At 30.2% G+C, this 23675-nt stretch carries 22 protein-coding genes; 8 read left to right on the top strand and 14 right to left on the bottom strand.

Annotated elements, in window-relative coordinates:
• Positions 1-9: 9 nt before the first annotated feature.
• The 3 genes from L1S47_RS13305 to L1S47_RS13315 all read right to left on the bottom strand — a co-directional run bounded on the left by L1S47_RS13305 (position 10) and on the right by L1S47_RS13315 (position 4934).
• On the bottom strand, positions 10-1152 hold the full coding sequence (locus L1S47_RS13305) for an SPFH domain-containing protein (RefSeq protein WP_238884023.1): 1143 nt from the start codon (positions 1150-1152) through the stop codon (positions 10-12).
• A 204-nt stretch (positions 1153-1356) separates the two neighbouring features.
• A complete protein-coding gene (locus tag L1S47_RS13310; RefSeq protein WP_238884024.1) occupies positions 1357-4305 on the bottom strand; it encodes a DEAD/DEAH box helicase in 2949 nt (982 codons plus the stop codon).
• A 47-nt stretch (positions 4306-4352) separates the two neighbouring features.
• Positions 4353-4934, bottom strand: coding sequence for a LysE family transporter (locus tag L1S47_RS13315; RefSeq protein WP_202768958.1), 582 nt, complete (start codon positions 4932-4934; stop codon positions 4353-4355).
• 172 nt (positions 4935-5106) lie between these two features.
• Between L1S47_RS13315 and L1S47_RS13320 the strand changes: the two genes are divergently transcribed.
• Positions 5107-5991: a LysR family transcriptional regulator gene (locus L1S47_RS13320; protein ID WP_238884025.1), complete on the top strand. Its 885-nt coding sequence runs from the start codon at positions 5107-5109 to the stop codon at positions 5989-5991.
• Between the two features lie 58 nt (positions 5992-6049).
• Here L1S47_RS13320 and L1S47_RS13325 read toward each other — a convergent pair whose 3' ends face one another.
• From L1S47_RS13325 to L1S47_RS13345, 5 genes are all read right to left on the bottom strand, one after another.
• A complete protein-coding gene (locus L1S47_RS13325) occupies positions 6050-6817 on the bottom strand; it encodes a class I SAM-dependent methyltransferase (RefSeq protein ID WP_238884026.1) in 768 nt (255 codons plus the stop codon).
• Between the two features lie 16 nt (positions 6818-6833).
• A complete protein-coding gene (locus L1S47_RS13330; RefSeq protein ID WP_238884027.1) occupies positions 6834-8228 on the bottom strand; it encodes a L,D-transpeptidase family protein in 1395 nt (464 codons plus the stop codon).
• 97 nt (positions 8229-8325) lie between these two features.
• Positions 8326-9753 carry a HAMP domain-containing sensor histidine kinase gene (locus tag L1S47_RS13335; protein WP_238884028.1) on the bottom strand — a complete coding sequence of 476 codons (1428 nt, stop codon included), beginning with the start codon at positions 9751-9753 and terminating at the stop codon, positions 8326-8328.
• A gap of 5 nt (positions 9754-9758) precedes the next feature.
• Complete coding sequence (locus L1S47_RS13340; protein WP_238884029.1) at positions 9759-10445, bottom strand: response regulator transcription factor; 687 nt, start codon at positions 10443-10445, stop codon at positions 9759-9761.
• Positions 10446-10578: 133 nt separating this feature from the next.
• The gene (locus L1S47_RS13345; RefSeq protein ID WP_238884030.1) at positions 10579-11592 is read right to left on the bottom strand and encodes a tetratricopeptide repeat protein; all 1014 of its coding nucleotides are present in this window, start codon (positions 11590-11592) and stop codon (positions 10579-10581) included.
• A gap of 301 nt (positions 11593-11893) precedes the next feature.
• Here L1S47_RS13345 and L1S47_RS13350 point away from each other — a divergent pair, with 301 nt between their 5' ends.
• The 5 genes from L1S47_RS13350 (at position 11894) to L1S47_RS13370 (ending at position 16474) form a co-directional block, all read left to right on the top strand.
• The gene (locus tag L1S47_RS13350) at positions 11894-12355 is read left to right on the top strand and encodes a MarR family winged helix-turn-helix transcriptional regulator (protein WP_238884031.1); all 462 of its coding nucleotides are present in this window, start codon (positions 11894-11896) and stop codon (positions 12353-12355) included.
• A gap of 21 nt (positions 12356-12376) precedes the next feature.
• Positions 12377-12796: a pyridoxamine 5'-phosphate oxidase family protein gene (locus L1S47_RS13355; protein WP_238884032.1), complete on the top strand. Its 420-nt coding sequence runs from the start codon at positions 12377-12379 to the stop codon at positions 12794-12796.
• A 79-nt stretch (positions 12797-12875) separates the two neighbouring features.
• Complete coding sequence (locus L1S47_RS13360) at positions 12876-13565, top strand: TetR/AcrR family transcriptional regulator (protein WP_238884033.1); 690 nt, start codon at positions 12876-12878, stop codon at positions 13563-13565.
• 93 nt (positions 13566-13658) lie between these two features.
• Positions 13659-15218, top strand: a complete 1560-nt coding sequence (locus L1S47_RS13365) for a DHA2 family efflux MFS transporter permease subunit (protein ID WP_238884034.1) — start codon at positions 13659-13661, stop codon at positions 15216-15218.
• Positions 15219-15241: 23 nt separating this feature from the next.
• On the top strand, positions 15242-16474 hold the full coding sequence (locus L1S47_RS13370; RefSeq protein ID WP_202768947.1) for an HlyD family secretion protein: 1233 nt from the start codon (positions 15242-15244) through the stop codon (positions 16472-16474).
• Between the two features lie 75 nt (positions 16475-16549).
• Here L1S47_RS13370 and L1S47_RS13375 read toward each other — a convergent pair whose 3' ends face one another.
• Positions 16550-17158, bottom strand: a complete 609-nt coding sequence (locus L1S47_RS13375) for a cupin domain-containing protein (RefSeq protein ID WP_238884035.1) — start codon at positions 17156-17158, stop codon at positions 16550-16552.
• Between the two features lie 117 nt (positions 17159-17275).
• Positions 17276-17851, bottom strand: a complete 576-nt coding sequence (locus tag L1S47_RS13380) for a TetR/AcrR family transcriptional regulator (RefSeq protein ID WP_238884036.1) — start codon at positions 17849-17851, stop codon at positions 17276-17278.
• A 177-nt stretch (positions 17852-18028) separates the two neighbouring features.
• Between L1S47_RS13380 and L1S47_RS13385 the strand changes: the two genes are divergently transcribed.
• Positions 18029-19213, top strand: a complete 1185-nt coding sequence (locus tag L1S47_RS13385; protein ID WP_238884037.1) for an MFS transporter — start codon at positions 18029-18031, stop codon at positions 19211-19213.
• Between the two features lie 83 nt (positions 19214-19296).
• Here L1S47_RS13385 and L1S47_RS13390 read toward each other — a convergent pair whose 3' ends face one another.
• The 3 genes from L1S47_RS13390 to L1S47_RS13400 form a co-directional block, all read right to left on the bottom strand.
• Positions 19297-19851, bottom strand: coding sequence for a GNAT family N-acetyltransferase (locus L1S47_RS13390; RefSeq protein ID WP_238884038.1), 555 nt, complete (start codon positions 19849-19851; stop codon positions 19297-19299).
• Positions 19852-21303 carry an MFS transporter gene (locus L1S47_RS13395; RefSeq protein WP_373689082.1) on the bottom strand — a complete coding sequence of 484 codons (1452 nt, stop codon included), beginning with the start codon at positions 21301-21303 and terminating at the stop codon, positions 19852-19854.
• A 99-nt stretch (positions 21304-21402) separates the two neighbouring features.
• Positions 21403-22254: a LysR family transcriptional regulator gene (locus tag L1S47_RS13400; protein WP_238884039.1), complete on the bottom strand. Its 852-nt coding sequence runs from the start codon at positions 22252-22254 to the stop codon at positions 21403-21405.
• Positions 22255-22408: 154 nt separating this feature from the next.
• On the opposite strand from L1S47_RS13400, the gene L1S47_RS13405 reads away from it, so the two are divergent.
• On the top strand, positions 22409-22948 hold the full coding sequence (locus tag L1S47_RS13405; RefSeq protein WP_238884040.1) for a DUF4865 family protein: 540 nt from the start codon (positions 22409-22411) through the stop codon (positions 22946-22948).
• Between the two features lie 217 nt (positions 22949-23165).
• On the opposite strand, the gene L1S47_RS13410 is transcribed toward L1S47_RS13405, so the two are convergent.
• Positions 23166-23657, bottom strand: coding sequence for a GNAT family N-acetyltransferase (locus tag L1S47_RS13410; RefSeq protein ID WP_238884041.1), 492 nt, complete (start codon positions 23655-23657; stop codon positions 23166-23168).
• Between the last annotated feature and the right edge of the window lie 18 nt (positions 23658-23675).

Genomic DNA, 23675 nt, shown 5'->3' on the forward strand with positions numbered 1-23675 from the left:
CGTTTCCTCCTAATTAATCTTCTCTCCACATTCGGAACAAAATTTAACTCCTAAAGGTACCTTTTTGCCGCACTTACCACACACTGTTTCTCTCTTCTGCTGAGTGCCGCATATTGGGCAGAACTTCATACTTTCTTCTATTTCTGCGTTACATTTTAAACATTTAGCTTTGGGAGGCATTATAGATTTTCCACATTCTGTACAGAACCTTGAATCTATTGGAATCTTATGACCACAAGAGGGACATTGCATTACATTAACATTTGATTGCGTAGAATTTATTGCTTCGGGTTCTCTTTTTAATGATTCAGTCATAATTGCACCAAAGGCTGCCCCAGCACCTAATCCCATCCCCATATTTATGCCTCCTTGACCTGGATTCTGAGCAGCATCTTTAATTGCCTCAGCTGTCTGAAATTTAGTATATTTATTTAAGTCACCATAAATTCCCATGGTTGACTTCTTATCTATTGCCTTTTCCACCTCTTCTGGAACTGATATATTTTCAACATAAAAAGAACTCAGCTGAAGTCCCATAGCATTGAATGTAGTCTGCAACTTTTCAAGCGTCATTTTTCCTAACTCGTCATAGCTAGATGAAATATCTAAGATTGATATTTTAGATTCCCCTAAAATATCTGAAAAACCTGAAACAATAGAACGCCTCAGTTGTCCTACTATACTATCCGTTTCAAAAACTCCATTTGTCCCGAATATTTCCTTAAGAAAGGTCAATGCATCATTAACTCTAAATGTAAATGCCCCAAACGCTCTTATTCTAACAACCCCGAATTCAGAATCTCTAACAATTACAGGATTCGTTGTCCCCCACTTTTGATCAATAAATTGCTTTGTATTAATAAAATAAACTTCTGCCTTAAAAGGTGAATCAAATCCATATTTCCAAGACTTTAACAAAGTAAGCACAGGCAAATTTTGAGTCGTAAGTGTGTACCTTCCTGGTGCAAATACATCTGCTACTTTACCTTCATTTACAAAAATAGCTACTTGAGATTCTCTTACCGTAAGCTGTGCCCCCATCTTTATTTCATTGTTGGCAACTGGAAAACGATAAACCATCATATCACTACTATCATCAGTCCACTCAATGACTTCAATAAATTGATTCGTAAAAAGATCAAGTAATCCCATAAAACATTCTCCTTTAGTAGTATTTATATAATCCTATTGGTAATCTTATTTTATTTTACCAAAAATTTCTGATGAAATATATGGTTTTAGTTATATACTATTGTAATTATCTAAATTCTATTTTAAGTACAACTTATATTTGATTCTAAGTAATATATTAATCAAAAAAACCCTTGATATTCAATCAAGGGTTTATACTAAATATTAAAGATAATCTCTATCAAACAAATTTATTAAATCTTCTCTAGATAATGTTTCAATCAAACTACTATTTTTAAGCTCTCCTGTAAGAATACTATTAATAAGTTCTTTTTTATCTTCCTGAAGATGAATTATTTTTTCTTCTATAGTTCCTCTTGCAACCAGTTTAATTACCTCTACTGTATGAGTTTGACCTATTCTATGAGCTCTATCTGTAGCTTGATCTTGAACAGCTGGATTCCACCATGGGTCAAGGTGAATAACTAAGTTTGCAGCAGTCAAATTCAAACCAGTTCCTCCAGCCTTCAATGAGATTAAAAATACATTTTTATCTTCATTTTTGTTAAAATCTTGCACCATTTTTATTCTATCCTTTGGCTTTGTTTTCCCATCTAGGCGAAAATATTCTATTTTTTCTTTGCTTAGCTTCTCTTGAATTTTATCTAATGCAGAGGTAAATTGAGAAAATAGAAGAACTTTCCCACCTAATGCACTATGCTCTTTAACTAGTTTCATTGCAATATCTAACTTTCCACTTCCCCCACAGTAATCCTCTGATACAAGCGATGGATCTAAGCATATTTGTCTTAGTTTAGTTAAGTATGAAAGTATATGAAACCTATCATCACTACCATTTTTTATTTTTGATTTTATTGTTTTTATATAATTTCCATATATAGATTTTTGAGGAGCTGTCATTTCAACTAAGAACTTCTTTTCTATCTTATCTGGTAGCTCACTAACCACCTCTTTTTTAGTCCTTCTTAAGATAAATGGTTTAATTAACAACTTAAGCCACTCTAGATTTTCATCTCCACTTTGAACAAATCTTTTTTCAAACGTTTCTTTAGCATACAGATAACCTGGTAATATAAAATCAAATATAGACCAAAGCTCAGTTAAATTATTTTCAATAGGTGTTCCTGTTAATGCAAACTTTGTTTTAGCATTTATTTTTTTTATAGCCACAGTATTTTGAGTTAAAGAATTCTTTATGTTTTGTCCTTCATCTATGACGCAATAATCAAAAGTAATATCTTTATAATAACCTATGTCTCTTTTTAAAACTCCATAAGTTGTTAATATTACATCATATTCATTTATGCCTTCTATTCTTTCAAGTCTTTCTGCTCCATGTAATATTAGCACCTTTAAACTTGGAGCAAACTTATCAAGCTCGTCTTTCCAATTATAAAGTAATGATGTTGGGCATATAATTAAGGTACTTTTTCCTCTTTCAGATAACATGAACGCTATAGTTTGAACTGTTTTACCAAGTCCCATTTCATCTGCAAGTATTCCCCCAAACCCTATCTCGCTCAACATTTTAAGCCATTTAAAACCCTTAACTTGATATTCTCTAAGGCTTCCAATAAAACTATCAGGCACCTTTATATCTAACTTATTAAAATTAGTTAACTTATTTCCTATTTTATTTAACTCTATGGATTCTTTAATGTTTCCTAATACATTGCTTTTTATATTTTCATATAAATATAATGCTTTGCTTTTCTCTATCTTTACATTTCCATCTCCAATATTCTCACTTATATCTAATATTCCAAAAAGATTAAAAAAGTGCTTTATTCCCTCATCTTCAAAATCTAAAAATTCATTGCTCTTTGTTTTATAAAATTTAAGATTTCCTTTGTATGCCTCAAATACATCGTATAATTCATCTTTTCCAATATCCCCTATTCTATATGAAAAATCATAATATCCATCAGTTTCATATAAATCTGAAATAATAGAAGTTGAATTATAGAGTTTCATCTTCTTAAGACCCTCTCCTAAAATTACCTTTCCTAAGGAATGTAGGCTATTTTCTTTTCTTTTTAATATATTAAATAGTTCTTCATCTCCTCCAATAAACATAAATCTATTAGAATGTTTTATAAAACTATTTTTCTCGATTTTCATTAAGAGTTTATCTTCTTTGTTATAATCTCTTATAAACGCATCCTCATTCTTGCTTTCATTTAGAATATTTATTTTTTTGTTACCATAAATTAAAAACACATCGCAATATATTTTATTGTTTTCCAGATAAACGTTAAATTCTGGAATAGCTACATTCGTTGCAAAATTTCTTAAGCCTTCTGATATATTCATTTCTTTTGTAATTCTACTTAGTATGGAAATTAGCTTATTATAGTTATTTATATCTTTCTTATAAGTAACCTTTCCATATAGCTTAAGTTTTTCATGAATAATTGGATAATTCTCGATTTGATTTTTAGATGGCAAGTAAATCTCATTTTTAAAATAATAGACATCATTATTTGAGTTTAGAGAAATAGGAAGTTGCTTGTGCGTTGTTAGTATAATATGATTATTATCCTCTTTTAAGTTAAAGGTTATCGGTAAATCTTTATGGAAAATTGGAACTAAAAATTCTATATAATCATACTTAAATTTAATTTTTTTATTTTCTATCCCCTCTAAGAATGCTCTTAGTTCATTCGGCTTAAGTTTAATTCTCTCACTGCTTGATGATTTTTGTCCTTGATAATATATAGAATCTTTTTCTACTATTCTAGTGAGTCTTGCCGTGCTTACTTTTTCTGACTTTTTAACTTCCTTTACTTCTATCTCTTTTTTATTTTGACTTTCTACCTTCTTATCCTTTAATATTAGGCTTAAAAATTTATAACTTGTGGCGGTTAAATGACTACACATAAATGTATATCCACTTGAAGCAAATTCTTTGAACTCATCACAAGAGCATACAACTCCATCTAATCTTTTCTTCTGTAGATTGATTTTAATATGGGTATCATATTCTTTTGGTTTATTTTCATCTCTAACTTTGCCATAGATATGATATATATTATCTATATTCTTGCTTTTGAAATAAGTAATCATTCCCTTGCTTAAGGCATTTTCCCCTTCTATTTTCATAGCATTCGAAGCAGACTTCAATAATATAGACTTCAATTCAACTAACTTCAAGTTATCACTCCCTTCCACTCATAGATTGTATTATAGCATAGGAATTTCTATATAACTAAAGTAATTGCACTATATACTAAAAGTAATGCCATTATAGTATTAATAATTCCATTATATCTTTCAAAAAACTTCTGGAATACAGCCCCAAACATAGCCCAGGTAAAAACCCCTGTGCATCCAAAGATTGTAATTAAAATAGTAAATACTCCTATTGAAAGAAATGAATTATAATAAGGTGTAACAAAAGTAGAAATTGCTGTTATTCCATATAATATAATTTTTACATTCACAAATTGTAGAATAAAGCCTGTGATAAAATTATCTACTTTTTCTTTACCTTCAACCTTTTCTTGAGGTTTGCTTTTTATTACGTGCCATGCAAGCCATAAAATATAAGCCACTCCTATATATGTCATTATAGGTTTTATTTTTGGAATAATATTAACAAGTACGACGCTAAAAAAGCTACATAATATCATGACTGAAAAGAATCCTGCAAATATCCCTCGAATCAAGCCCTGACTTTTTTTCAAACCATGCTTACCGGCATTAGACATAGCTAAAATATTATTAGGCCCTGGTGTAAATGCTGTTAAAAGTGTAAATGATAAAAATGCTATATAGTTCATAATAATCCCCCTAAATATACTTAAATAGAAAGTGTCTATAGTGACTTACTCATTCACTATACTTTCCGTAAATCAATACTATCAAAGGGCCATATATTTGTAAAATTGATATTTCCGAATTGACAATTCATTTTTACAAATATATTATAAATATATCTTAAGGGGGAGTTAAATGGATATTAGACATTTTAAAACATTTAAAAGCATTGTTGAAGAAGGCAGTTTCTCAAAGGCTGCAGAAAAAATAGGATACACTCAGTCTACTGTTACTTCACAAATTCAGCAACTTGAACAAGCACTTTCAATTAAAATCTTTGAAAAAATCGGGCGTAATATGGTATTGACTCCTCTAGGAAGAGAGTTGATTCCCTACACAAATGAGTTACTTGATACTATAAAGAAAATTGAAAGCATTGGAAAGCATAATGATATTAAAGGCGAATTACGAATAGGAATTGCTGAATCATTAATATCATATAAATTACAAAATGTACTTAAATTATTTAAAGAGCACGCTCCAAGCGTAAATCTGTTTATTATTTCTGAAAACTGTTTTGTTATAAATGATATGCTATTAAAAGGTGAGATCGATATTGGCTTATTATATAATGTTGGAAATCCACAAGATAGCTTGACTTCAGTAGATTTAGCTGATTATACTTTAGCTTTAGTTTGTTCTCCTTTATTTGAAAAGGACGCGGTTGATTTTTGCAAATCGAATCAAAAAATAAGTACAAGCCTTGTTATAAATGAAACTAATTGTATTTACAGAAGAATGCTCGAGAGGTATTTTCGTGAGAATAATATATTCCTAGATAATACTATAGAATTATGGAGCATTGAAACAATAAAAAAATCTGTTGCTAGCAATTTAGGAATATCTTATTTGCCTCGTTTCGTAGTTGAAGAAGAACTTGAAAATAATAAATTAAATGAGCTTAAAATAGGATGCTCTGATGCCAAAATCACTGCTATATATTCCTATCATAAAAACAAATGGATTAGTCCTGCTATGTCTTTATTTATGCAGCTAGTACGAGAGGATTTTAAAATATAATAAGTATAAATGGTCAGGAAACTCTTAAATTCTCCTGACCATTTATATTCTTATATATTTATTTTCTTGCCATATATAACTCTATAGTATCATGAATATGAAAAATATCTCCATAGCCAATAATAGCTTGTTCAATCTCACTTTCAAATAATTGCTTTGTATGTTCTGGCATAGCCCTATGATCTGAATAGGTATTTAGTAAAGAAATGTACTCACTGGCAGAAAATTTTCGATTCCCATTATATAACTTCATTTCTAAATCTTTAAATCCATAGGATTTTATAGTTTCTGATATCCTTTTATAACGCTCACTAGATGGTTCTACTATTCTCATATTTGATGGCCTGTATTTTTGATATATACCTTGAATCTTTTGGTGCAGCAAATCATCCTCTTTAGCTGCAAAAGGTTTATTCCAGAAAAGAGCTATTACTCCATTATCCTTTAATAATCTATGAACCTTTGGATAACCTATATCCTCTGGAATCCAATGAAAGGCTGTGGCGGAATAAATTATATCAATGCTATTATCTTCACATTCAAAATCCTCAAAAGAAACATTACATACTTTAAAATTTTTATATTCCGTAAACTTTTCTCTAGAATATTCTGCTAGGTTTTCTCCTAATTCAACTGCAGTTACAATGCATCCAGTTTCAAGAAAAGGAGTTGTTGCTTGTCCTGTTCCTATTCCAACCTCTATTGCCTTTTTATCTTTTTTAAGCTCAGAATATTGAATAATATCATTGAATAGTTCTCTACAGTATGTTGGTCTCATCTTATCATAATTCTCTGCATCTTCATTAAACGCAAAACGTAAATCCATATTATACCTTCTTCCTCTACTCTTCATAACAAATAACAGGCGTTCCCTCTTCGATATTTTCGAAAATTGTTTTGGCTAAATATAATGGAGCATTTACACATCCATGAGTTCCATTACTCTTATATATCTCTCCTCCAAAAGAATACCTCCAACTTGCATCATGTATTCCTATATTTCCGTTAAAAGGCATCCAATAGGTCACATCTGCTTCATAATTTTCACCTCTTAACGTTGATCCTTTTTGTTTATAATTAAGCATATATGTCCCAAGCTTAGTAGAATTTCCTCTATTCGGGTTTCCTGTTACTACATCCCCTTGGGTTATAAGCTTTCCATCTTTATAAAACCATAAATGTTGTCTTGTTATATCAATTTCTACATAAGTTCTTCCTATATCATCATCATCCCTATATAAAGCCCTTTGAGTATATATAGGCTCCTTTTCTGATACTTCACCAATCTTTATATTTTCCAATAATGCCTTTGCTTCTTCTGTACTATTAAGCTTCCATCCATAAAAACCACCTTTAACCTCTACCATTTTACCTATAGATGATTTAAACTTTCTCGTTATACCCACTGTATCATATTTACTTCCTAACCCTTGTAAATATTCTTTAACTGCATTTTCGCTTATTACTACTTCCAAATTCTCATCGATACTTAACCACTTACTTATTGTCTCTCCATCTAATACTTCACTTTTACTCCCAAATTTATAAGTAACTTTTGTTGTTACATATTTATCGAGTAAATTTTTAGTTTCAGTAGTCTTGGCAGATTTTAAAGTGTACTTTGGATTTTCATAGCATTGATTGTTATTTAAGTCTAATTTAGTGTCTCCTTGTAGTATACTATTTTCTATGGCTTTATTTAAGTTTTCTTTAAGCACCTTATTACCATATACCTCTTCAATCACTTCATATGAACCCTTTGAATATTTAAAACTTACATTTTTAGGTTCAATAATATCTTTCTTTAAGCAACCTAATTCATTTATCTTATTCCCCAAATTAGCTTTATTGTAGGAATATAAATCATTTACATAATACTTTTGCTTTTTTAATATTGCTATTATCCATTTAACTGACTTTTGCTTTTCATAAACTTCAGAGATACTAGTATGTTCATTATATTTCATATCTATATCTTGTCCTATTATTTCTTCTGTTACTCCATTTCTTTCACTTAACTGTAACTTATAACCCTTAACGTGACTTTCAAATATACCATCTACATCTTTATGTGACTTTAAGGAAACATCTACTCCATTTATTACTGTATTAAAAAAGAAATGCTTTGTAAAATATAATGAAACACTCAAATATATTAGTACAATTGAAGCTACTACGATAATAATATTTCCTATAGTTTTATTCCATAAAACCTCTTTAATATTGCTGTTTTTCATATAGATCAATAACCCTTCATAAAAAATACTGACATATTATTCTTCCTAATAATATGTCAGTATTTTTATTTTTAGTATATAAATCTATTGCATATCTTTATTTAAGTTTCAAAGAAATTTTCACTTTGATTAAATCACTATTTTCTATAATTATTTCACCTTCATGCTCTTTAATTATTTCATTACATAAATATAATCCTAATCCTCTACTATCTACAGTAGTCTTAGTAGTAGATTTTACAAAAGGTTCAAATATATTATTAAATATTTCATCTGGAATAGGCTTGCTGCTATTTATAACTTCAATAAAATATCTATCTTCCACAATATATGACTTAACGTATATTTCATCTCCACCATATGAGTACTTTATAGCATTATCAATTATATTAATTATTACTTGCCTAATTTTATCCTCTTGTGCTTTAACAATTCCGCATCCTATATTTTGAATTATCCTTAAGGAGTATTTTTCTGCTTTTATGCTCATATCATTACAACTTTGAGTAATAAGCTTTCCCATATCTACTTCCTTAAAATCTTCTTTTATAACATATAATCCTTTAGATACTTCTATAAGTTCTAAAACTAATTTATGAAGCCTTTCGCTTTCTGAATAGATCCGCTCAATAGCTCTTTTGTCAAATTCTTTATCCTCAACCATGCCTGTTAGTAATAATTCAGCATATCCTGATACGGCTGTTAATGGTGTCTTTAACTCATGTGTCACACTATTAAAAAAATCTCTTCTACCCCTTTCAAGTCTATAAACTTTTTCTTCTTCTGATTTAATAGTTTCTATTTGCTCTCTTATTCTATCTCTCATCTTTATAAATTCTCTTGCGAGTATTGCAACTTCATCTTTTCCATGCTCATCAATTGAAATACTATATTCCCCATCACCTAACTTTATTATTGCATCTGTTAATTTACTAATTGGTTTAGTTATCTTATTAGTCATAAGAAATAAAAACATAAAAATACATATAAATATTCCAACTTCTATAATATTTATAATATTTATTGTATTTCTATAGGTTGCATATTCTGCATCATAATCCTTTACTATACTTGTAAAGCCTAAATAATTATTCTCAATATATATAGGATATGTTAAAACTGCAGTTACTCCAGTATTTCTATATTTAAGATCTACTACTGCCTTACCTTGCAAAACCATATCACTACTTTTCTTCACTATATCTCTAAATTCTTCTTCTATATCTCCTTCAACTATCTTATTATTTACATCAGTTATATCGCACTGACATTGATAATTAAGAGAAATATATTTTACTATATAATTTCCTTCTTCAACTAACGCTTCTTTTTTATCCTTCGAATTATTGGCTACAAGCTTATATTTAATATATTCACTTGTACTATTCATTACTTGCTTTAGAGAATTGTTTATCCCCTTCTCCATATTAGAATTTAAAACATTTGTTATGGCAACATTCATCACAATTAACGAAATTATTAGTATAAATACTAATCCAGCTATAAATTTATATCTTATCTTCATATAAGTTACCTCATGACGTACCCTACACCGAAAACTGTGTCTATTATAGATGTTGCCCCATTTTCATTATCTAACTTACTTCTTAATCTTCTTACATGAACATCAACTGTTCTAAGTTCTCCGTCATAGTCAAAACCCCATACCTTATCTAAGATATCTTCTCTTGAAAAAACCTTTTTTCTATTCTTAATAAAAAACTCAAGCAATTCATATTCCTTAGGTTTAAGCTTAACTTCCTCATTGTTTTTATATACAATCCTGCCCTCTAGATTCACTTTAACATTTTTATTTAATTCAATATAAGTTTCAGCGGTCTTCTCCTTATATTTACTTACTCTTCTCATTGCAACCTTTACTCTAGTTAATACCTCTTTTATATGAAACGGTTTAGTAATATAATCATCTGCACCTAATTCTAGCCCCAAAACCTTGTCCACAATATCATTTCGTGCAGTTAACATAATTATAGGAATAGAGTATTTACTATTTATCTGCCTGCATAATTCAAAACCACTTTCATCAGGTAAGTTTATATCTAGTAGCACCAAGTCTGGCTTGAAAAAACTCAAGGTGTCTTTTGCATCTTTTGATAAGTATACTCCTCTAACTATATAACCATCTGCCCTCAATGCAGATACTAAAATATCATTTATAGATACTTCATCTTCAACTACTAATACCTTAAATTCCATTAAAAAGTCTCCTTACTATTTATATTTGAAATATTATTGAATCTCCATTAGGCCATTACTAGTTCTCCCACTTCTAGTAATAACCTAACAATAATCATTAGTAAGTGTGTTTAATTTTGATTTTTAATAACTGTTACGGAAGATATTGTTCTTCTATCTTTACTACTACATTATTTTCTAGATATACGTAGCATAAAGTTCCGGGAATTACAACTGCTACTGAATCATGTTCTACGATAGATTTTAATTTTTCATAACTTGCTTTGTACTGTTTCATAGAATTGTTATTATCACCAACTCTGTGTCCACAAACAGTTATCTCTGCATTTGGAGATATTTCATAAGTCTTTATACTCTTATTTTTATTTCTAATATAAACACCATCAAGAAGCCTTCCATCTGGAGGCAGCTCAACCCCATCTTCCTTTGCTGCATTTTCTGCTGTATAATCTTTACCATCCTTATCTAAGAAAAACTGTACTTCATCATAATCTAAATATCTTTTACCATTTTTCTCATATACTTTACTAATCCAACCAATGATTTTTACTTTTTGAATCTTCATTACATTTAGTGTTAACTCAATAGTTCTGTCGTATTGCTCTACTTTTCCAATATACTTTTGGCTACCTATCTTACTTGTATCAACATTATTACTAGTCCAAGTAACGTCCACTTCTTTTTCTTCATTATTTATCTTTACTTTAACTTTACTTGGCAAGGTATATTTATTATTTTCATAAACATTTGCAGATAATTTTGTAACTTCAAATTTTGATTTTATATCATTTAATATTTGAGTCATATTTTCAATATCCACATCATTATTTATAGCAAGCTTTACAATATAATAAGCATCATCTAATCTTTGTTTTTCCATATACTTATTTTTTATTTCTATATAGGCTCCTTTATTAGCCTTATCCATTGAAAGTGCTTTCTCAAAACTAGTTTTAGCATCATCATATTTGCCGGCATTTAAATAATCTGTTCCATCAGAAATACATTTCTTTATTTCTTCTTCTTGCATAACCGCTTCTTGCTTAACATCATCTGAAAGTATATTTGTTTTTTCTTTATTTCCGCAACCTGAAATAGTAAATAGTAATACTAGTGATAATAAAAATAATACTCCTTTTTTTCTCATGATTTCTCACTCCTATATTTAATATACCTAAATACTAACACCCCACTTTTACCAAAATTAACAGACTTGTTTCCAGGTTGTTTCCACACAAAAAATTTTTTAAACTTATTTTCAATCTTTAAATATTTGTCTTATAACTATACTTATATTTTAAGCAATCATTAACCCAAATATATACTATTATGTATTTAACTATAAATATAGTATATTTTTTTCACAAAATTGTTTACATTAATTGTATATACAACTATAATATGATTACAAATAGTTGTATATACAATTAATTTTCAAGGAGAATATTATGATAACCAAAAAGCAAGGTGGGTTTTTAATCTCTAAAATACATCAATTATCTGGGCGTATTTTTACCAAGAAACTTAAGAACTATGATTTTTATGATATAAACTCAGCTCAAGGAAGAATTATATTTGTGTTATGGCAAAATGATGGGATATCAATTCAAGAATTAGCAAAAAAAACTGCACTAGAAAAATCGACTCTTACAAGAATGCTCGAAAGGCTTGAGGGTTCAGGATATATTAATCGTATTCCTTCAAAAGATGACCGTCGCAAGATTATAGTGACGCTTACCAATAAAAATGAAAAGCTTAAAGATTATTATGAACAAGTTTCTAATGAAATGTTGAACCTATTTTATAAAGGCTTCACAGAGCAAGACATAGATATCTTTGAAGCTTATCTTACTAAAATCTATTCCAATCTTTTAAACTTTGAAGAAAGTTTAAGCAAAATAAAAAAATAAATATATAAGGGGGAACTCAAATTGAGTAATGAAGAGATTATAAAAAAATCAATTGAACTAATGGATAGCTGTAATATAGCTATGGTTGGATCAAATGGTGATGATGGATTCCCAAACATCAAGGCCATGATAAAAATAGAAACTGAAGGACTCAGCAAAATCTGGTTTAGTACAAACACCTCTAATAAAAGAGTTGCACAATTTAGAAAAGATCCGAAAGCATGCGTTTATTTTACCGATCTTGAAAAATGGACAGGCTTAATGCTAGTAGGAAACATTGAAGTACTTGAAGACCCCAAGATAAAGGAAAGATTCTGGTCTGATGGCTGTGAAGTATATTACCCTCTCGGAGTAACAGATCCTGATTATTGCATTTTATGTTTTACTGCTAAATGGGGAAACTATTATAAATCTTTAATCAACACTACATTCGAATTATAACTTACTAAAAGCTTGCTAAGTGTATAGCAAGCTTTTTATTTTTGTTTGTTTTAGAAACACTTTGTTCATATGCACCGAATTGAATTTATTTTTTATGTATGATATACTAACTGGACAGTTAGTATTATTGATGAGAGGCCGTGTTAATTTGGATAAAAACAAAGTTCAGGATACAAAACAAAAGCTAATAGATGCAGCTATTGAAGTTTTTTCTGAAAAAGGTTTTGACGGCGCCAGAGTAGACGAAATTGCAGCTAGAGCTAATATAAATAAGGCTATGCTTTATTATTATTTTAATAGCAAAGAAAAACTTTTTGAAGAACTAATTAAGCAATATAAAGAGGATGTAAAAAATTTAAAAAATAGCTTACTTAAAGACATTGACCTAGATAATGACAAAGATATAGATAAGCTATTTGCGGGAATGTATGATTTTATGTATGAAAAGAAGGATATCCTAAGAATTATTATGATAGAATCTCTTAAATCTACTTCTCAAGATGTTACAATATTTAGTTCTCTTCTCCCTTCCGTAGATCTTAAGTTGTCAAACTTAAAAGACAAAGGAGTAGAGGTTGAAGATACAACAAGTGTTATGATTAATTCTTTTTTCTATATGCTTTTACCTGCAGCTGGATTTATTATTTTAGGCGATAGATGGATGGATTTTTATGGCTTTGATAAAAAGGAAGCTAAAAAGAAATTCTTAGAAAGCTATAAGGAAATAAGAAAAAACTTTATTCACAAAAAAGTTAATAAGGAAAAATAGCAGATATATTTTTATATTTGCTATAATTTTTAATTTTTTGTTAACTAAATAGTTAGTTAACACATTTTATATTTTTTAGAAAGGAAGTGTAATATGGATAAACATGATGAACGCTACATGTGGCTATGTCTTTCAGTTATAGTTGTAGGAACCTTTATGGCAATTCTTGATTCAAGTATAGTAAATGTTGCTATTCCAAAGATGATGACTATTTTTGGTGCAGCTGAAAATCAAATTGAATGGGTACTAACAGGCTATATGTTAACTATGAGTATAGTAATACCTCTTACGGGTTATTTAACTGATAGATTTGGTGGAAAGAATATTTATATTTTTGCGTTAATTATCTTTACAATAGGTTCTGCACTTTGTGGATTGGCTACTAGTACAAATACTATGGTAGCTTCTAGAGTTGTGCAAGCGATTGGGGGCGGCATGATTATGCCTGTAGGTATGACTATGCTACTTCAAACTGTACCCCTTGAAAAGCGTGGATTAGCCTTAGGGGTCTGGGGAATTGCTGCTATGGCTGCTCCCGCAATTGGACCTACACTAAGTGGATACATAGTTCAATATATGAATTGGAGATTGATATTTACAATTAACATCCCTGTAGGAATCATCGGTGTCACTTTAGCAGTTTTTCTTCTAAGGAACTCTCCAAAAAATTATGATAAAAGATTTGATTTTGGCGGAGCTATTACATCTGCGACCTGTTTATATACGTTGCTACTAGGTCTAGCAAAAGTTTCTGATAAAGGTTGGACATCTGCTTATACAATTGTGTTATTTACCATATCTTTCGTGTCCTTAATCGCCTTTATTTTTATAGAATTAAATCATTCTGAACCGTTATTAGACCTTAGGGTAACTAAAAATTTCCCATTCACCCTAAGTTTAATAATAAGTACCGTAACTACTATAGCTATGTTTGGGGCAATATTCTTAATGCCTATTTATATGCAGAACTTAAGAGGGTATTCTGCAATGCAAAGTGGAATGATGATGCTTCCTCAAGCCATAGTTACGGGAATAATGATGCCAATAAGCGGAAAACTCTTTGACCGTTATGGAGCAAAGTGGCTTACTATTATTGGACTTATCATAGTATCAGGTTGTACTTATATGCTAAGCAAATTAACCTTAGATACTCCCTATAGTACTGTTACATTAATAATGGCTGTAAGAGGCTTTGGTAACGGGCTTGCTATGATGCCAATGCAGACTGAAGGTATGAACTCAGTTCCTCAGGAACTAACTGCAAGAGCTACTGCATTGAATACAACTATTAGACAAGTTGCTGGATCTCTTGGTATAGCTATATTAACCACAATTCTTCAAAGCAGACAAGCTTTCCATACAGTAATATTTGGGCAATCAATAAATACTAATTCTCCTACACTTGCAAAAGCTCAAGCCTTACTACAAGGAGCTGCTACTGTAAAGGGAATGAATCCCTCAGAGGGAAAAAGCTTATTGTTTTTACAAGTATACGGGCAGGTTGCAAAATCTGCAACAGTAGTAGCAATGAATGATACCTTTATTGTTGCGACCGGAATATGCGTCGCAGGTGTAATAATATCATTTTTTATAAAGAAAAAATCATCGAATCAAAATAGTAATGAAATTGAATCAGTAAATATGGAATCATAATTACAATATTAAGGAGGATATATATGGATAAATCATTAAAGACAACTACTTCAAAAAAAAGTAAAGGGAAATTAATAATTGCAATAGTTGCAGTATTAGTAATTGCTTTAGGTGGTTTTGGTATTAAGTATTATATAGAGCAAAAAAGTTATGTAAGTACAGATGATGCTAAAATAACTGGAGATATTTTAAATGCCAGCTCAAAAATACCTGGCAAAGTTGTAAAAATTAATGTTCATGAAGGTGACACCGTAAAAAAAGGTCAAGTATTATTCACTCTAGAAACTGAACAACTTCAATATCAATTAAACCAAGCTCAAGCAGCTTTAGATGTAGCTAAAGCTCAACTATCAAAAGTTGAAGGTGGTGCTAGAGCTGAAGAAGTTGCTGGTGCTCAAGCCCTTGTAGATCAAGCTAGTGCTTCCCTAGGAGGAGCTGATACAACAAAGTCAAACCTTCAAAATACCTTAAATGACGTCCAATCTCAATACAACAGTTTAATAGCCCAAATGAGTAGTTTCAAGAACCCTGATACAGGAGATTTTGATGCTAATTATGCTATAAAACAATTAGATACTGCAAGAGCAAAAGGCTTGCTTACAGAAGCAGAGTATACTGTAAAAGCCCAAGCTGTTGAACAATTATTCCAAGGTAAACTACAATATGAAAATCAAATAAATCAATTAAAAGGACAAATTAAAACTGTTGATTCTCAAATTGATACTGCAAAAGCTGGCTTAGATGGAGCAAAAAGTAAGTTAAACTTAACAAATGCCGGAGCTTCTGATAAGGATGTTGCAATAGTTGAAGCTCAAGTTAGTGCTGCACAAGCTTCTTATGATCTTGCTAAATTAAACTTCAGCAATTCAGAAATAAAAGCTCCTGCTGATGGAACTGTTGTTCAATTAAATATACATGAAGGTGATATGATAGCTGCTGGTCAAGCCGCTGTTTCTGTAGTAGATTTAAGTAAACTTCAAGTAACAGCTAATATCTTAGAAGGTGACTTAGAACACATAAGCCCAAGCGAAAAGGTTACTATGACTATTGATTCTTTCCCTGGTGCTACTTTTACTGGTACAGTTAAGGAAAGTGCTTTAGCAACCTCTTCAGTTTTCAGCTTATTTAGCACTGAAAATGCATCAGGTAACTTTACTAAGGTAAGTCAAAGAGTGCCTGTTAAAATAACTTTAGATTCAACTGACAAGACATTAATTCCTGGAATGTCTGTAGAAGTTAAAGTAAAGATTAAATAGTAATAAACAATGCCTGATTAAATGGAGATTCCCACTTAGTCAGGCATTATTTGTTTTAATTTATTTTATACTGTTCTATTCAGCTGCTTGTGCATCTGCTTTAGTCTGATGAACTGTACCATGTGGATGTTGAGGTGGTGCATAGATAGAATATACCTTTAATGGCCTATTTCCAGTATTGATAACATTATGCCATGTACCTGCAGGTATCATAATTGCAAATTCATCATAAACTTTCGCTTGAAAATCCAATCTATCCTTATCCTTTCCCATTTTAACGAGTCCTTCACCATCTTCAAGACGAATAAACTGATCAACCTCTGGATGAATTTCTAAACCTATATCATCTCCAACGTCTATACTCATTAAGGTAACTTGTAGATGTTCTCCTGTCCATAATGCTGTACGAAAAGTATTGTTTTGTTTTGTAACATCATTAATGTTAACAACAAAGGGTTGTGGACCATAATCCTTAAGTTGAATTGGATTACTTTCCATTACTGGTTCTGGGAAGAAGAATCTTGAATCATACTCTGCTGCATCGACATAAAGATCTTTTGGATAATTCATATCATATGCTGGTGGATTAAAAAAATAAGGATTTGGATAGTTGCTATAGTATGGGCTATACATTGGTGGAGCTATGAAATAAGGGTTTGGATATCCCCTATAAGTACTATACATCTTATTTCTCCCTTATAAAGTCTTGCTGAATTATAATATGTTCTATATTTAGGAATTGTGATTATATATCATATCCATGATATTTCCTAAGATATTTTGATTTTATTATATTAAACCTTATAATTTAATTCCTTCAAATGCATAACCTATAAGCCTTTTTATAAAGGTCTCATCAATTTCTGCTCCTGTTATTAATAATCTATAAAATATTGGGCCCCAAATTAAGTCTATAATTGACTCTAAGTCCAAGTCTTTTTTTATTTCTCCTCTCAAAATACCACGTTCTAAAATCTGTCTTGAAATATTTCGTCTTGGAATAAAATATGCTTCCCGATAAATATCAGCTAATTTAGGATCGTATTGTCCTTCTGCTATTATTTCTGTAATTACATTTCCTTTTCTAGTAGTTAAAAACTTTACAAAATTATCTACTTGAATGAGCATATCCTCAAGGGTTGACCCCGTATTAGGTATTGGAAGCTCAACATTGGTAGCATTTAAAAAACCATCCATAACAACTGCTGCCTTATTGGGCCACCATTTATAAATAGTAGCTTTACTCACTTTAGCTCTTTCTGCGATTTTTTCCACAGTTACTGTTCCAAATCCAGTCTCAATTAATAAATCATATGCTGCATTAAGAATGTCCGATTTTGTTTTTTCACTTCTTGGGCGGCCTAACTTTTTCTCCATATAAATACCTCCATAATAATCCCTAAAGAAAATATATACATAATAAACTATACGTATATTATAATATATATTTTTTCAATTTCAATAAAAACACCTCTTTACAATACTAAACGTATAGTATATTATATATTTATAAACTATGCGTTCAGTATTATTAATTTAAAGGAGTCGATTTATATGGAAAATCTAAATTTTGAATTTTCAAAAACTAAACCTATATTAACTAATTTATTAATTATGGTTATGGCTATAGCCTGTGGACTTACTGTTGCAAACTTATATTATATACAACCCTTACTAGCTGATATAGCTAAGACCTTTAATGTAAGTGAAGTTAGCGTAGGTTCTGCAGCAATGTTAACTCAAATAGGCTACGCAGTTGGAATGATATTTATATTACCCCTTGGAGATATAAAAGAAAGACGTGGATTAATTACATTAATGCTTTTATTTTCAGTCCTAGCTCTTACCTGTATGTTTTTCTCTCAAAATATATCAATGCTAATGATCTCATCTTTTGCAGTTGGATTTACTTCTATTATTCCTCAACTTATTATTCCCTTGGCAGCTCAATTATCTAATCCAGAAGAAAGAGGGAAAATAATAGGAACAGTCATGAGTGGTTTATTAATTGGAATTTTAGTATCTCGTACCTTTAGTGGTATTTTAGGTGGTTATTATGGCTGGAGAATAGTATACATTATTGCAGCAGTTATGATGATTATTTTAATGATTGCTTTAAATAAACTAATACCTATATGTAATCCTGTTTCTAATGTTAAATATACTGAATTATTAAAATCTATGGTTAGATTAATTAAAACTGAATCTACTTTAAGAGAAGCATCTATTAATGGAGCTATGATGTTTGCAGCTTTTAGTGCATTTTGGACATCTCTTACATTTCTACTTGAAAGTTCCCATTATAATATGGGGCCTCAGGCAGCTGGTTTATTTGGTTTAGTTGGAATCAGTGGTGCTTTAGCTGCTCCTTTAGTGGGAAGATTGGCTGATAAGAAAGGTCCCAGATTTGTTATAGGTATTTGTATATCCATAGTTATACTATCTTACTTACTATTTCTTTTACTTGGCTTTAAAGTATTTGGATTGATCTTAGGTGTTATTTTGCTTGACTTAGGAGTTCAATCTTGTAATGTTTCCAATCAAACAAGAGTGCATTCTTTAAATGAAGAAATGCGTAATAGAATTAACACAGTATATATGGTGAGTTTTTTTCTCGGCGGCGCATTTGGTTCTTTCCTAGGCTCTTATAGCTATGCTCACTTTGGTTGGTATGGGGTTTGTGCCTTTGGAATAGCAACTCAACTGGTAGCAATAGTTGTCCATAAAACTGCCAAATAATTCGATAAATATATATGTGTTAGCAAATCAAGGTTCTATAAAGTGGACTAAACTACTTCTATAAGAAAATAAGGACTTACTAATTAGTAAGTCCTAAATTCCTCCATTAATATTGAGTATACTTTTGCATCTCTTGGCTGCCCTTTAATAATCACTTCTTTTCTTAATGTTCCTTCATATGTCATTCCTAACTTTTTTAATACTTTCTCAGATGCTATATTATTTGCCTCACACTTTCCTTCAATACGAATAAATTCCATTCTATCAAAGCCAAACTTAATTACCTCATTTAATGCCTCTGATGCAATTCCCTTTCCCCAATATTGACTGCTTATAACTGCCCCAATAGAAGCAGCTTTATCTAACTTAAAGTAACAACTAACTGTTCCGATTATCCTATTATTAACCTTATCAATAACTGACCAGACTATGGATTTTCCCTCATTCATTCCTTTAATCAAGTTTTTCAAATGATTATAAGTTACATTTTTATCTTCATGCTTTTCTCTTGGTACGTAGTAAGTAGTTTCTTCATCCGAAAAGACCTCAAATAATTCATCAGCATCTGTTATAGCCAACACTCTAATAATCAACCTATCCGTTTCAAACCTCGGACAATTATCTTCGTTAATATGCAATTATTTTTCCTCCGCATTTAAATTTATACCAACATCAGTATCTTTATCTTTTTTAGATAATCTATAAAAAGTTAATATTGCTCCAACAAGACTTATTACTCCTGCTGTTATATATACAATCCTCATTCCATATATAAATGCATCATTTCTTCCTGCTACATAATCAGTAACACGATATCCAATCTTAGAACTCATCATACTATATAAAAGTGTTGTTGCTAAGGCTATTCCACATACCATGCCTAGATTTCTTACAAGTGCGTTTACACTTCCTGCTATTCCGAGCTTATTTTTTGGTACGGTTGACATTATCAAAGAATTATTAGGTGATTGAAATAAGCCCATACCAATAGACATTGCTCCAATAAACATCACCATAATTAGCAAAGTTGATTTTTCATTTAATGATGACATTAGTAATAATCCTACACTTATTAATACCAACCCTATAAAAGTTAATTTTTCTGATCCAATGTTATCTGATAGCTGCCCACTAACTGGTGCTGCAACTGCTAAAATTAAAGGATAAACCATAAGTATTAATCCGGTATGTTCTGGCGTATAATTCATTACATCTTGAAGGTAAAATGGCAAAATAATATTATTGCAGAATATCGCTACAAAGGTTATGAATCCACAAAATATACTTAAGGAAAATAATTTATTACTAAATATACTTAACTGTAAAAGCGGATTCTTTTTTCTCTTCTCAACAAATATAAATGCTATAAATGAAATAATTGCTACTGCGAAGCTCACTAAAATTATTGGGTTTGTAAAGCCACGGCTTAATCCTTCTTCTAATGCTCCAAAAAGCGGCACTATAGTAAGCATAAATAATATAGCTCCTATATTATCAATCTTTCCCTGTGCAGTTTTGTGATTCTTTGGTAATAGCTTGAAAGCATAAAATAATGCAATTATTCCTATTGGTACATTTATTAAGAATATAAATTCCCAACTTGCTGTACCCACTATAATTCCACCTAATCCTGGACCTATTAATGATCCTAAGGCTACAGAAGTTCCTAAAAAGCCAAGTGCTTTTCCTCTTTCATTCCCGGGAAATACTTCTGTGATAATACCTTGATTATTTGCCATAGTTCCTGCTGCTCCTATAGCTTGCACAATTCTTGCTATAATTAATACTGGAAAAGACTTTGTTATTCCACATAGCAGAGATCCCAGGGTAAATAACCCCAAACCAAATTTGAACATTTTTGCTTTTCCAAACATATCTCCTAATCTTCCAAAAATTAATACTGTCCCTGCTATTGCTATTAAATAACTTGTTGCTACTAATTGAATACTGGATGTTGTTACATTCAATTCTTTAGCCATTTTAGGCAAAGCAACATTTACAATACTTCCATCCAATGCCGACATTAATGTGGACATTAATACTACAATTAGTATCGACCATCTACTTCTATCATTATTTGCTTTTTCCACTTAATTTCCTCCTATACATTAGCTCTAACTTAAATAAAAGCCTATAGTAATAGTCTTTACCTACAAAGGCATTACTCCTCTTCCTTTAATCTTTTACTTCTATCTAAAATCTTCTTTAAATAACACCTTAATAAAATCATTAACTGGATGATTTTTTCTTAAATCTTTACGTTTGATAAAATATATTACAACCTTGTTAAACTCATTAGTTAATCCATGGATTTTTATCTTATCATTTCCCTTTATTAAGTTTTTGGGCAATAGAGATATCCCCATATCATCTTCAACAAACTTTATAATTGCTTCAAGAGAATCAACCTCAATAATTCTTTGAATTCCTTTATTAATATTAACCCATTTTTCTAAAATAGACCGATAAGGACAATCAATATTACTATTAATAATAATAGGCTTTTCTAATAAGCCTTCTGTTGCTTTATTTTCAACTGAAGATATAATCGCGATATCTTCTACAAAAGTAAATGCTTCATTAATACTTTCATGTTTGGGCTTAACATTTGTAAATGCACCATCAAGTTCTCCTCTGATAATTTGCTCTTCTAAATTTATTTGCTTATCAGTTTTTAGAGATAAAATTACATCAGGATAGTCTTCAGAATATTTTTTTAACCATTTAGGAGCTATTGAAGCTGCTATTACTTGTGTCGCCCCTATTTTTAAATAATTATTACTACTATTTTCTTTAAATTCAGATTTAGCTTCATCAATTAATCGTATAATTTGTTCAGCATACTCAAGTAGCCTTTTCCCATCATCAGTTAATGAAATACCTTTATTATGTCTTATTAGTAATTCAGTCTCTAATTCTTTTTCAAGTGCTTTTATTCGCAAAGTTACATTTGATTGAACATATCCCATCTTTATGGCTGCCTTAGAAATAGACTTTTCATAAGCTACAATTTTAAATATTTTTAAATCGTTAATTTCCATCTTTAATTACCCTCTTTACTTAACAATAAGTATATTATTCTTGGTATTACTTAAAATGATATTTGTCATGATTTATAACTATTATACACAAAGTTTAAATAGAAATATAATGAAACTAAAGGTACCTTCATGAAATATAAAAGGAGAGGATAAAATGATAGCAACACAATATAAAATCACTTTACCAAGTGATTATGATATGAATATAATCAAAGAACGAGTGAGAACTAACGGCTTTAAAACTGATGGTTTTGATGGTTTGAGATTTAAATTATATCTAATTACAGAGAAAGATGAAAATAATAACCTTCAAAATAGTTATTCACCTTTATATCTTTGGAAGGATAGTAATGGGTTAAATAAATTTTTATTTAATGGATTTTATGATAATATACTAGCTTCTTTTGGATGGCAGCAAGTAAATATAGGAATTCCCTTAATTGATAAACTCTCAAGTAAAATTTCAGATATTAAATATCTATTTGAAATCACAGGAAATATTGAACCACAATTTAGTTTAAATAACTATAAAGAAAAATTTGAAAAGGAACTCCCATCAATTGAAGATACAGAATATATTGTTATATATAATCCGGATAAATGGAAATATAGTGCTTTTTACTTTATTGATGATTTAAATAAAATAGAAACAGAAAAAGGGACTATTTATAATATACTTCATATATCTCAATAAATACTCAAACTAATAAAGCACCAACGCAGACATTATATACAGCTCCTTTATTCATATAATATAAATTGGACTTACCTTATGACGGCAAGTCCAATCTTATTTCTAAATAATATATAATTAATTATAGTTTTTCATATAATTTCATGCAAATAGGTGATTTTTAATCATCTAAAAATAAGGAATTATGATTATACCCTTTATAGTATTAGGCTTAACTCTACACACCAAGTCTATAATTGTCAATATCCCTATACTCTCCAAACTTCATTCCCACTTCTTTAATCGTTCCACAAAATTCAAATCCAAACTTTTCATGTAACTTTTGGCTAGCTTCATTTCCTGATGTAATAACAGAAACTACCGTATGTGTCCTTTCATCTTTCTTAGCTTCCTCCAAAATAAACTCCATAAGAGCAGCTGCAATTCCCCTTTTCCTATAATCTGCCCCTATATATATTGAAAGCTCTACAGTTGACTTAAATGCTTCCTTCTCACGATATGACGACAATGATGCATATCCGGCAACACAATTGTCCACTTCTGCAACATATAAAGGATGATTTCCTACATTATGCGCATAAAACCATTCTTTCCATTCCTCCAAGGTTTTCATCTCTAAATCCAAAGTAGCTACTCCATTCTTTACTTCATAATTGTATATCTCTAAAAGTTCATCCAAATCCTTAATTTCAGCTTTTCTTATTATCATTAATAGTAACTCCTTTTC

Source organism: Clostridium sp. YIM B02551 (genome assembly GCF_022324735.1).
Taxonomy (GTDB): domain Bacteria; phylum Bacillota; class Clostridia; order Clostridiales; family Clostridiaceae; genus Clostridium_T; species Clostridium_T paridis.